At 46.1% G+C, this 11,374-nt stretch carries 11 protein-coding genes, 1 pseudogene and 1 riboswitch; of the genes and pseudogenes, 8 read left to right on the plus strand and 4 right to left on the minus strand.

Going from position 1 to position 11,374, the window contains the following annotated elements; translation table 11 throughout:
• Positions 1–7: 7 nt before the first annotated feature.
• The 3 genes and pseudogenes from AWB54_RS13910 to AWB54_RS13915 form a co-directional block, all read right to left on the minus strand.
• Positions 8–1,066: an ABC transporter substrate-binding protein gene (locus AWB54_RS13910; RefSeq protein ID WP_082736237.1), complete on the minus strand. Its 1,059-nt coding sequence runs from the start codon at positions 1,064–1,066 to the stop codon at positions 8–10.
• Positions 1,067–1,159: 93 nt separating this feature from the next.
• On the minus strand, positions 1,160–2,044 hold the full coding sequence (locus tag AWB54_RS15490) for an ABC transporter ATP-binding protein (RefSeq protein ID WP_153014746.1): 885 nt from the start codon (positions 2,042–2,044) through the stop codon (positions 1,160–1,162).
• Positions 2,014–2,136: riboswitch (molybdenum cofactor riboswitch) on the minus strand. (Overlaps the previous gene by 31 nt.)
• 194 nt (positions 2,137–2,330) lie before the next feature.
• Positions 2,331–3,363: pseudogene (locus AWB54_RS13915) on the minus strand (TRAP transporter large permease); the annotation flags it as partial.
• 47 nt (positions 3,364–3,410) lie between these two features.
• On the opposite strand from AWB54_RS13915, the gene AWB54_RS13920 reads away from it, so the two are divergent.
• From AWB54_RS13920 to AWB54_RS13935, 4 genes are all read left to right on the plus strand, one after another.
• Positions 3,411–3,866: a hypothetical protein gene (locus AWB54_RS13920; RefSeq protein ID WP_061215207.1), complete on the plus strand. Its 456-nt coding sequence runs from the start codon at positions 3,411–3,413 to the stop codon at positions 3,864–3,866.
• A gap of 187 nt (positions 3,867–4,053) precedes the next feature.
• Positions 4,054–4,647 (plus strand): hypothetical protein, encoded by a 594-nt coding sequence (locus AWB54_RS13925; RefSeq protein ID WP_061215208.1) that lies wholly within the window; start codon positions 4,054–4,056, stop codon positions 4,645–4,647.
• A complete protein-coding gene (locus AWB54_RS13930; protein ID WP_061215209.1) occupies positions 4,613–5,401 on the plus strand; it encodes a S16 family serine protease in 789 nt (262 codons plus the stop codon). The genes AWB54_RS13925 and AWB54_RS13930 overlap by 35 nt, the downstream gene beginning before the upstream one ends.
• 53 nt (positions 5,402–5,454) lie before the next feature.
• Entirely contained in the window at positions 5,455–5,694 is a 240-nt protein-coding gene (locus AWB54_RS13935; RefSeq protein ID WP_201785630.1) for a hypothetical protein, read from the plus strand.
• A gap of 34 nt (positions 5,695–5,728) precedes the next feature.
• Here AWB54_RS13935 and AWB54_RS13940 read toward each other — a convergent pair whose 3' ends face one another.
• Positions 5,729–7,033: a hypothetical protein gene (locus tag AWB54_RS13940; RefSeq protein WP_061215210.1), complete on the minus strand. Its 1,305-nt coding sequence runs from the start codon at positions 7,031–7,033 to the stop codon at positions 5,729–5,731.
• Between the two features lie 455 nt (positions 7,034–7,488).
• Between AWB54_RS13940 and AWB54_RS13945 the strand changes: the two genes are divergently transcribed.
• The 4 genes from AWB54_RS13945 to AWB54_RS13960 all read left to right on the plus strand — a co-directional run.
• Positions 7,489–9,378, plus strand: a complete 1,890-nt coding sequence (locus AWB54_RS13945; protein ID WP_061215211.1) for an aldehyde ferredoxin oxidoreductase family protein — start codon at positions 7,489–7,491, stop codon at positions 9,376–9,378.
• Between the two features lie 49 nt (positions 9,379–9,427).
• Entirely contained in the window at positions 9,428–9,934 is a 507-nt protein-coding gene (locus AWB54_RS13950) for a 4Fe-4S dicluster domain-containing protein (RefSeq protein WP_061215212.1), read from the plus strand.
• Positions 9,935–9,939: 5 nt separating this feature from the next.
• Positions 9,940–11,178 carry an NAD(P)/FAD-dependent oxidoreductase gene (locus tag AWB54_RS13955; RefSeq protein WP_061215213.1) on the plus strand — a complete coding sequence of 413 codons (1,239 nt, stop codon included), beginning with the start codon at positions 9,940–9,942 and terminating at the stop codon, positions 11,176–11,178.
• 19 nt (positions 11,179–11,197) lie between these two features.
• On the plus strand, positions 11,198–11,374 hold a 177-nt coding region (locus AWB54_RS13960), incomplete at its 3' end, for a 4Fe-4S binding protein (RefSeq protein WP_162839420.1).

The following is an 11,374-nucleotide window of genomic DNA, read 5'->3' on the forward strand; positions in this document are numbered from 1 at the left end:
CCCGCTTTTATAACTTTCCCCCCATGCCAGTAAAGCTCTTACCATAGAAGCGGTTGAAGAAATTATCCGCCTCCACCTGCATATTCACATTTTCAAAGCAATCCGGGTGCAGGGTGGCTGCCAGCCATTTTACGCCCAAAACGGCCTGCGGTGAGGGGTAATCCCAGGGATTGAGATCAGATGGGAACCAGTAAACCTTCTTGTCCTTTACCGCCTGGATGTTCCTAAAGCGGCTGTCATTAAGGATATCCGCAGGCTTAGCCCCGGAATACTGAACTACCAGTATCACTTCGGGATCCCAGGTTATGAGTTGCTCAGCAGGAATTTCCAGCCAACCATGCCCATCCAGTTTCCCTTGCAGCTGGGCAGCTACATTTTCGCCTCCACACATCGCAATCAATTCGTGTTGGTACATATCCGAGGAACAGGTAGATAGGATACCCATTGGGCCAACCAGATATACGCGGGGACGCTGTGACTTTTCCAGCCCGGCCAACCGGTCTTTAACATCCTTAATGGTCTGATCATAGTAGTCTACAAACTCCTGGGCAACTTGTTCCCGTCCCAGGGCTTTGCCCAGATTTAACATGGTTAAATTCAACTCCTGAGGGGTTTCAGCTACTACACCAAATACCGTGATACCTCTTTTCTCCAGACTTTCAACCATCTCCTGGTTGCGACCGGGAACCAGAACCAGATCAGGATCCAGCGCCGCTACCTCTTCAATGTTTAGTTCTCGGGGGCTACCTACTGATTTACCCTGTGCATTTTGCGGTATAGTAGCCTTAAAAAAATCACTCTTCATGGAAGGTACATCAATGGCCTGGATAAGATCCGCTGCTCCCAGAGCCACTACCATATGCAGTGCAATACCATAGCTGGATACAATGCTTTCCACGTTTCCATCAATTTTGACATCGCGGTTCAAGCCATCTTTTACAACTATGCTCGATACCGCTTTCGCGCCTTCATTCTGTGGTGCTGTAGCTGGTTTTCCACACCCTGGCAAAGCCAGCAAAGCCACCATTAGAATAAGCATTACTGAATTACGAAAAGCTTTCATCATACACTCCCCTTACTTCATATATTCTCGACATGATCCAATACAGACCTTGATTCTTATGTAAACCGCAAAGCATCCAGCTTTTTCTCATTGCTGCTAGTAATAACGGGGCAAGACAAAATCACTGCCGGTACTACTTCGCTGAACCACCACCTCCATTCCATATAATTCAGCCAGGGAAAGGGGCTGAAAAACCTCCTGTACTAAACCTTGTTTTAAAACTGCGCCATCTTTTAACATTACTACCGAATCGCAATAACGAGCTGCCTGGTTAGGATCATGGATACTGATTAAGCTTGCCAGCCCTCTATCCCGGGTAAGCCCTCGCACCTTATTTAAAATCAGAAATTGGTTCTTAAAATCCAGGTGAGAAGTGGGCTCGTCCAACAGAAGAATACGGGGCTCCTGACACAGTGCCCGAGCCAGCAGTACCAGCTGGCGTTCTCCGCCGCTCAGTTCATTAAACTTCCGCTGAGCCAGATGGCTAATTCCCAACTCTTCCAGTGCGGTTTGCGCCCTATGGTAATCCTGTCGTCCAGGTAAACCGGTAGTTCCCAAACTACTACTACGTCCCATTACTACCAGTTCCATTACACTGAATCCAAATACCAGATGGGTTTGTTGGGGAACCATAGCTACCAGGCGGGCAATATCTCGTCGGCCAAGGCTACTCGCAGTTTGCCCATCTAAAAGAATATTTCCGCTATCCTGGAACAATATTTGGTTGATACACTTTAACAGGGTAGTCTTTCCCGAACCATTGGGTCCCAGCAGAGCACAAAAACAACCGGCCTTAACCGAAAAACTGATTCCGTTCAGTACCTGCCGTTTTTTATAGGCAAAATTGATATTTTCAACCCGTAAAATAGTGTTATCCATGTTCTCTCCCCAGCCCATCTCTTCCCACAAAAAAATGCCTGGAACGCTACAAAAAGCCTTCCAGGCATTACCCGTACCTTGAGCGTTCTCCTTTCCAAACACGGGAGGCCTATCCGTTTCCAGATATACCCATAGGCTGTTTACCATGACTTAAAGAAGTTACAGGTAAAAACAGCTCGGAGATAAAAAATAATATCCCTTTTTAACAAGTATAACTCGACCTCAAAAAGTTTACAACAATCTCTCATCCAATTTTTCTATATAAAATTTAGGAATAGGTAAGTGATAAGCTATTTGCAAATTGGTTTATAGGGTAAATGGCAGAAAGTTATTACTGCTGACGGGATTTTCATTCGGTGCAGGAATGGCAAATGACAGTTTTCTTCACCTATTTCATTAGATTAGGCAACACGGTACTTATGGCAGGGAAAGTAATTAGAATGGCTAAACAAACTACGATAGCCAGCAGGAAAGGCCAGATGCCTTTGAAAATGGTTTCCAGAGGAACATCGGGGGCTACTCCCTTGATGATATAGACATTCATTCCTACCGGCGGGGTTATTACCCTCATCGCCACTACCAGCACAATTATAACCCCGAACCAGATAGGGTCATAGCCCAGGTTATTTACTACTATAGGATAAAAAATGGGGATGGTAAGCAATACCAGAGCCAGAGCATCAATAAAACAGCCCAGCACAAAATATATCAACAATATGATAGCCATAATTGCTGCTGCCGGCAGAGCCAGATCTCCCGCCCAACTGGCCAGCGCAAAGGGTATCCGGCTTATGGCCATAAAGCGGCCAAATATTACGGCTCCGGCAATAAGTAGCATTATCATGGCCGTAGTTTTGGTAGTATCCAGGAGAGATTTTTTAAATCCTTCCCAGTTCAGGGAGCGTCCCAGCAATGATACCAGTAAAACCCCGGCAGCACCTACCGCTCCTGCTTCGGTAGGGGTAAACCAGCCTGCAAAAAGCCTGCCCATGGATATGGCAAAGATAATCAAAACCTCGCCCAACCCGCCTTTTAATGCAACCAATCGTTCCTGCCAATTAGCCTTCGGTCCTGCAGGTCCCAGGTCGGGATTACGGCGGGTAAGTATAACTATGGTTAACATCTCCACCAGCGGCAACACTGGCTGTAGCCATAGCATCTTCATACTGGTATTTTTTCATCTCCGGCAGAGCTATAGCGCCCATGGTAGCAGCGGTAGCCGTATTAGAACCACATATAGCGCCAAAAACAGCACAGGCCGCCTGGGTGGCTATGGCCAGTCCTCCGGGCCGCTGCCCCACCATTTTATAAGCAAATACATACAGCCGGGTACCAATACCGGAGTAATAGGCCAGAAATCCCATCCACACGAACATGGCGATAACACTGAGATTGTAGGAATCTCCTCTATTATGTTGCTCATAGAAAGATGTAGGGTTTAAGTGCCGAGGAACTGGCCAATGTAGTTATGGTTGAACGCCAGCCCGATTCTACCCCGGAAGAAAACACCTACTTAAAACTTATTCAAGATAATAGTGGCAACGAAAGCGAGGACGCCCGGACCATAATAAATTGGGTAGCTGAGCAGCTGAAAGCGGATATGGGCAAAATAGTGCGTATTATCCGTTCCGCGTACGGACGCGGGCATTTTGATGCACGCGACAATAGCCAGATGAACTTTAACCCCGGTGGGGAATTGACTGCCATTGTTACACCGCTGGTTGACCGGGTCTTGTCTGGTATTTATGAATCCCGGGATATTAAATTTGACGGACCATCTTCTTTCAAAAAAGAAGACGGGGTAAAGATAATTAACGGCATTGTCAAAACGGGCAGTATTCCCCGCAGGGCAAAACCCAACCAGAACATCAGCGCAGTTCAGAACTTTGCTACAGGCTTAAAAATCGTTAAAAAAAGCGCCTAGCGGGAACTGGATGTTTCCGAAAACCAGTATGTTCAAGATATCTGGGACTTTATCGATAGTCATCTGGGTGATAGCGATAGCATGAACCTGAATTCCATTTACAAGAATTTCATGGGAACCGGTGGACCTAAAGATTATGGCCTGACCCGGCGTATAGAAAGTGGCTAAACCGTAAAACTGGGATATTTTGCGCCCCTATGCGGAGCGCTTGCTGAATGCTACCCTGGAAGAGACTCCAGATGATGCCTTAATCTCCCAATACCGCCAGCAACTACGCCAGCATTTTGCCGAGGAAAGGGAGGAAGCCAGCCGGATTAAACGCCTGGCCCAGGACTTGTTCAATATGTTGGAATTATCCAATCCTTACCAGGAGGAAGTGATGCAGGTTAAAGCTCTTTACCAGACCGAGATTGAGAGCGGCAATGATATTAACCTGATACTCTATGCCCTGAAGGAAGTTTTTACATATAGAGCTTTTGACGAGAGCCAGGTGTTTGAAGAAGAAGTTGCCGACCTGGCCCTGCGCATGAATCGATACCGGCACATTAAAACCTTCCTGCGTTATGAAAGGGAAATTCAAACCGCTTATGCCTACTGCAAGCAAGAAATCCCCGACCTGCCCCAGTTAAAGGAAATCAGGAAAATGCAAAAAGGGTTGGCTACTCGTTTAAAAGACCTTAAACCTTATATTGATTCGGAAGTTAAACTCAAAACCGAGCTAATCGGTTCCGAAAGCGGGGGAGGAGTTGCGCCTGATTCCGGATGGGCAAGTATTAGATGAAGAGTTGGAAGAGGTGCTGCTATTATCCTGCGAGCTGCGCCAGCGGGTCAGGGAACAGCTGCATTTGATGGCCCAGGGGGAATATGAGCGGGTGAAACTGGGGGTGAAAATACTTTCATCGGGTAAAGTGCTTGCTCCCAATTTGCCGGATGCGGAACGCATCCAGCGCATTTCACTGCCGGTCGAACCCCGGGTGGGGGAAGTACTGGGATTGGCGGTAGCAGGTGATCATGGTTGCACGCTTCATTTTGAGATGCAGGCCAGTAAAGGCCATGGTCGCATTGTACCCCTGGGGTCTATTCAAAAGATTATGCGGGAAAGCATAGAGGCTGCAGCTCAGTATATTAAGACTCATCACGATGAGTTGGGGATAGGGGCACAATGGCGGGAAAATTATGATGTTGCGGTACTGGCAACGTATATGGGGGTTCCCAAAGAGGGGCCATCAGCAGGAATAGCCATGGTGGTTGGTATTGTCTCAGCCTTGAAGAGGGTTCCTGTACGTAATGACCTGGCCATGACCGGGGAAATAACTATTATGGGTAAAGTTCTTCCGGTAGGTGGTATACAGCAGAAGATAAGAGCCGCATATGATGCCGGGATTAAAGAAGTATTGCTGCCAGCGGATAACCTGCGGGAGACCGAGAACCTGCCAGCTTATGTTCTAAAATCATTAAAAATTACTCCGATAATTAGCATCGCGGAGGCGCTTGATAAGGCGTTAACTAAATTTGATATAACCGCAATATTTTAGGGGACATTCTCGTGTCCCCGTTCTTGATTTAAATATACCAAGCAAAGGGGGTTATGGTCATAGTAAATACGATTCGTGAAAAGACTATAGTTAAGCCCGGGGGGTTGGTTGAAGCTCGTTCAGGAGAATTACCTGTTGGGGTTACGGTTGAAGCAACTATAGTAGTCGAACGTGATAATACACAATCGGTAACCCGGTCGCTAGTTAATCTTATTGGGTCTGCTAAAGGATGTTTCTTATCTCCCCAGGAGGCAGATGAGTTTATCAGGGGAGAGCGTGACGCATGGGATTAACCGTTTAGTATTATTTGTGATTAAAGTCTAAGCACTATGAATCTTCTTTATGAAGTTCTACAGAGCGAACCTGGTTTTTTCTGTCAAAATTTATTATTAAGACTTGTCGGCTGGTGGTAGCCAAAAACCGGTAGCATTCGTTGTACATGGTAAACTGCAGGTAAGCGCGAGGGCTTCCGATTTCATCTTTGCCATAAATAGTTTGGTGAGCCCATTTTCGTAGTTGTTTGTCTTTCCCGGGAAATTTATTTAGTACATCTTCAATGCTGTCGCCGATCCTTATTCCCCGTGGAAATTCACCTTGATATGACTCGGAAGATAGGTTGAGAAGCCGAAACACCCCATCAGTTTTTAAATCAGATTGGTTGGTATATTTGTCATTAATTTGATAAAAACCGTAATGGCATCCATCTTTGATAATTGATTTAACATCAGGAGCATTGTCGAAAGCTTCATCATAACCACCCAGAATTTCAATTACCTTTTCGTAACTCATGCCCAAGCGGACTCCATTGGCGAAGACGAACTCGTCATCACTTAAATACTCATCAGGGCAATAGGGTACTGATTTAGAAGCATCAGCTTTAGAAGCAATAGGGTTCTTAGCTTCATCATATAGCCGCTTATATGAAAGCATCTGCAGGTATGTTTTGCCGTTGTCTGCTTTACGGTAAAAGCTAGATTCGGCCCGGAGATGTTTAAGCTCTGGAGGTATTAATGAGGTATCGCCAATATATTCCTCAGGTGATTTATTATCCAATATATCGGATTCGCCGAACAAATATACATCAAAAATTGCGGTAACGGAACCATCAGGATTATTAGATATCCTGGCTAAATAGTGGGGATCAGACCCGTGAAAATCCCAGCCGGTCGGAATGTAGCTGTCGCCATTGGCATCGTAAGTAAAATAAGAGGTATCTATGTTACTCATAAGGGTACGATTAAAGTGCTTTTCGGTGAAGGTATTAACGTTGGCCAGCTTTACAGCTCCGGAATCATCTTGCCAACCTGCCTCCAAAGCTTTCATATACCCGAATAACAACAGTTCTTCTACCGGGATGTTTTCTGACAGTGGAAAATCGCTGAAAAAGCGCATATTATCGAGATCTTTGAGCAAGTAATAGTATTCTGTTCTTAACTTAAGCTTTTCTGAGGATAATTCTTGCTGGTTCATTTGGCTGTCTTTGCTGGTATTTTGTATTTTGCTGGGCTTTTTAGTATCGGGTGCAATTAATGTTGGTTTGGGATTAGCATTTATTAAGACTGCCACCGCCCCTATTGTTATAACAGCTAATGATAAAATGATGCCGATAATAACTTTTTTCTTATGGAGCATATCAAACCCTCACTTTGTTGTTTAAGTAATGAAGGGGATATATTCAATACGAAATCTTTGACAATTATACGCTTTTTAGAAGTCATGCTTTCATCCTGGGGGAGCCTGGACTGAAAAACTTAACCTGTTAACAACCTCCATAACAATATGCCGGAGAGTATGTCGGAATAAAGCTACGGCCAGTGGTTGGCTCCAATAGACAGCGGTAACGCCCTAGAAGGAAGCACACCTAATGTTTCTAAGAATCCCGTAGGGACGGTTTTCGTGGATATTAAAACAAAGTTGCTTTGAGAAGTGTTTGTAAATCTCCATTTATGAATATATAATTGGTATACAATCTAATTTAATTCGCTTTATAAATATTGGCTTGACATAAATTGTTATTTTTCTGATTGATTCGTATACGAGGCGAAAAGATAAATTGCCTTGATAATGAAGAGAAGGGTGGGGAGTTTATGTTTGGCTATGCCGGAAAAATGCTGGAAGTTTATCTGAGTACTCAAAAAATAAAGACAAGAAAGCTCGAACCGGACCTTGCCAGGGACTATATAGGCGGGATCGGATTTAATGCCCGGATATTATATGATGAGATACCCGCAGGTGCTGACCCCCTTGGCCCTGACAATGTTTTGGTATTTAGTGTCGGCTGCTTGGTCGGAACACCGTTTCCAACCGCCTCGCGCATGGAAGTCTCGGCCAAATCCCCGGCAAGCAACGGATTTGGATCATCAAACTCCGGCGCCTTTTTAGGCCTTCGCTTGAAATGCGCCGGTTATGACGGGATGATTATCAAAGGCCAGGCGCAAAAACCGGTATACCTTTTAATCGAGGAAGACACGATCGAAATCAAAGAAGCTTCTTTCATATGGGGCAAAGATGCATGGGAGAGTATAGACCTGCTTAGAGCTCGCCACTATGGAGCCGAGATTATTTTAATCGGTCAGGCCGGGGAAAACCTGGTGCGCTTTGCCAGTATTGAAAACGGATATTATGATGGATTTGGGCGTACCGGGATGGGGGCGGTCATGGGGTCCAAAAAGCTAAAGGCAGTAGTTGTTAGAGGGTCAAAACCAATAGTACCCGCTGATCCCCAAGGGGTCCTGGAGTTAAGCGCCAAAGGACAAAAGTTGATAAAATCGGCATCTTCTTACCAGGCTTTTTGTGCTTATGGGACCATGAATGCCACCATTCCCTACGGTGGATTCAATGCTTTATCAGTACACAATTATTCCCGGGGGACTTTACCGGATTGGAAGCAAAAAGCCGGGCGGCAAATAGTAGATATATACGGCAGCCGGCATATTGCCTGTCAATCATGCATCATTGCCTGTGGGCATTTGGCAGAAATAAACGAAGGAAAATACGCAGGTACGCTGGTAAAGGATATGGAGATTACCCCCACTGTATCTTATTCGTCAAATGTCGGTCTGAGTACGGAGGCTTCCATCAAATCCAGCGAGCTGTGCCAGCGTTACGGTATCGATATGTCCAGCTCAGGAAGCGTAATTGCTTTTGCCATGGAACTCTATCAAAAAGGTATCATCAACAAGGATGATGTGGGTTACGAGCTTGCTTTCGGGGATGATGACGCTGCCTTTGCCTTGCTAAGGGATATATCTTTGCGGCAGGGAATCGGAGATATTCTGGCAGAAGGAGTAAAAAGGGCAGCAGACCACTGGCCGGGAGCGGATGATTATGCCATTCATGTCAAGGGAGTGGAGGTACCCATGATCGATCCCCGTGGACGCTGGTCAACCTGGACCTTAGGCATGCTTACCAATATCCGGGGCGGGGACCATCTGCGCTGTCGCAATCCGGTTGAAAATTTGCGTTATAATGAAAACCTTTATCATTACCAAAAAGAGAGATTTGGCTTTAAGAAGCCTATGTATGACCGCCTGGATATGCCTGAAAATTTAAAATCCGCAGCCATAGACCTGGAAAGTGATACGGTTGATATTGCCATTATGTCCAAATGGGCGGAAGACCTGATTAATTTATACAACTCGGTCGGTATATGTATTCGACCACCGGTAATGGAAACTATAGGACCCACACTTCTGGCCGAGATATATACTTGTATGACCGGGATACCTATGAGTCCGGATGAACTGATGATGGGTTCGGAAAGAGCCTGGAATCTTATGAAACTATTTAACATCCGGCATGGAGAAGTTGCCGGTGATAGCAAGTTCCCGCGCCGCTTTTACCGTGAACTCCAGTCCGGTAATATTGTGGATGAAGATAAAGTACAGGCTGTTTTGGAGCAATACTGGCAGGCCCGGGGCTGGGACCCCGGCACCGGACATCCTTTGCCGGAAACAGAAAAAAGACTCGGTATTTAATCCCCACCCCGTGATAAGTGATCTGCGATTAGCTGGTGGAGGAGAAGGTATGAAGCAGAAAAGATTATATCACAATACTTCGCTTTGCGATGGCTGCGGCCTTTGCCAGTTGGTTTGCGCGCTTGAGCACTGTGGGCAGTGGAATCATTATCAAAGTCGCATCAAAATTGTTAATGATATGGAAAGAGAAGCTTTCTATGCCGTGTGCTGCACCCAATGTGAGGAAGCGCCATGCATTTTGACTTGCCTGATGAACACCATTTACAAGCAACCGGGCAGTGATATAACTGTTCGTGATTTATATCACTGCATAGGATGTCGTGCTTGTGAATTAGCTTGCCCGTTTGACGCAGCCGTATTCGATGTCATTCAGGAAAAAGTGGTTAATTGCGATTTGTGCGGAGGAAGGCCGCTATGTGTTGAATATTGCCCCAACCATGCCTTGACTTATGACTACCCGGGGGATCAAGCAGATAAAAAGCGCAATCAGGCAGCTTTGCAAAGGTTTGGAACCTCCTTGCTTGAGGTCTTTAAGTTTTCCGGGAAGGAGGCTTAGGTGTTTTGCGTATAATTATTATCGGCAATGGTGCAGCCGGCAATCAGGCGGCCCAGACCATCCAGGATTACGATCCGGAAGCCGAAATTACCATACTGGGCGCTGAATCAATACCCTTCTATTCCGCCTGTGCTTTGCCCGATTATCTGGCCGGTTGGATCAAACGCGACCAGCTCTTCCTCAGAAGTTCGTTAGAACGACACCGGGTTGAAATACGCCTGGGCCAGGCGGTTGAGGATATCAAACCTGACCGTCAGGCAGTAAGCGCAGGTGGAGAGTTGCTGTTTTATGACCGCTTAATCATAGCTTCCGGCAGCCGGCCGGTACTGCCGAATATTCCTGGAACAGGGCTGCCCGGTAATTTTGTCATTAAATCTGTTTACGATATTGACCGAATTCTCTCCCACAATCCCAGGCGCATTGTGGTGATCGGATCAGGAAACATCGGTATTGAAGCGGCTGAGGCGCTAGCATCCAGGGGATGTCAGGTAAGCATTATCGAGATGATGCCCCGCATTATGCCGCGTTTATTTGATGAGCAACCGGCCATGCTAATAAGAAATATATTGGAGGAAAATGGCATTGAGATACACACCGGTGAAAAAGCCCGGGAAGTAATTGGCAAAAATAAGGTTGAAGGTTTGATTACCGACTGCCGTAGAATTAGCTGCGATGCTGTAATCTGGGCGGCCGGCGTTCGTCAGAATACGGAACTGGCCAGAGCAGCGGGAATAGAAATAGGTGGCCTGGGAGGCATAAAGGTGGATTCGCAAATGAAAACCAGCCATCCTGCAATATATGCCTGCGGAGATTGCATTGAGACCTCGGATCTGCTTACCGGCAAACCCGCTTTGTGTTTGCTGTGGTCTTGCGCGAAAGCTCAGGCAGAAGTCGCGGCTCGAAACTGCCTTGGGGAGGAGATTGTTTACCCGGGAGCGCTCAAGCTAATTGCTGAAGAAGCATATGGGAAGCCATGCATGGCTGCCGGCCTGCTGGAAGAAGAACTGGACAGAACAGGGCTAAAGATTATTGAGAAAGAGACGGAGAATACTTACCATCGTATCTTGATCAAGAACGAGCGAATAATGGGCATTCAAGCAGTTGGCAGCATGGAAGCTATGGGGCCTCTACTTTACTTCATGAAAAAAATGATTGCGCCATCCGAGATAAAACGGATTATAAACAGCCCTGCGCTGTTGAAGAATATGCCGTGGATGCTGGCGATAGACAAATACTGGCAATAACAACGGAGGAGGTTGGGAAATGAATACGCAGGGATTTTTTATTGATTATTATAAATGTGTGGGTTGTGGAACCTGTGAGATGGTGTGCTCATTAGTCCACGAAAATGCCTGTTCCCCTGCTCTTTCTCGAATCAGGATAGTCCGTTACCGTCGGGAAGCATTAAATGTTCCGGTTACCTGTGCTTTTTGTGAAAAA

Source organism: Syntrophomonas wolfei subsp. methylbutyratica (assembly GCF_001570625.1).
Taxonomy (GTDB): Bacteria; Bacillota; Syntrophomonadia; order Syntrophomonadales; family Syntrophomonadaceae; genus Syntrophomonas; species Syntrophomonas methylbutyratica.

What these genes read in the sequence shown, in the direction of transcription:
- AWB54_RS13910 (WP_082736237.1), bottom strand. Translation starts at nt 1,066, where the DNA reads ATGATGAAAGCTTTTCGTAATTCAGTAATGCTTATTCTAATGGTGGCT.
- AWB54_RS13920 (WP_061215207.1), top strand. Translation starts at nt 3,411, where the DNA reads ATGGTTGAACGCCAGCCCGATTCTACCCCGGAAGAAAACACCTACTTA.
- AWB54_RS13935 (WP_201785630.1), top strand. Translation starts at nt 5,455, where the DNA reads ATGGTCATAGTAAATACGATTCGTGAAAAGACTATAGTTAAGCCCGGG.
- AWB54_RS13940 (WP_061215210.1), bottom strand. Translation starts at nt 7,033, where the DNA reads ATGCTCCATAAGAAAAAAGTTATTATCGGCATCATTTTATCATTAGCT.
- AWB54_RS13945 (WP_061215211.1), top strand. Translation starts at nt 7,489, where the DNA reads ATGTTTGGCTATGCCGGAAAAATGCTGGAAGTTTATCTGAGTACTCAA.
- AWB54_RS13950 (WP_061215212.1), top strand. Translation starts at nt 9,428, where the DNA reads ATGAAGCAGAAAAGATTATATCACAATACTTCGCTTTGCGATGGCTGC.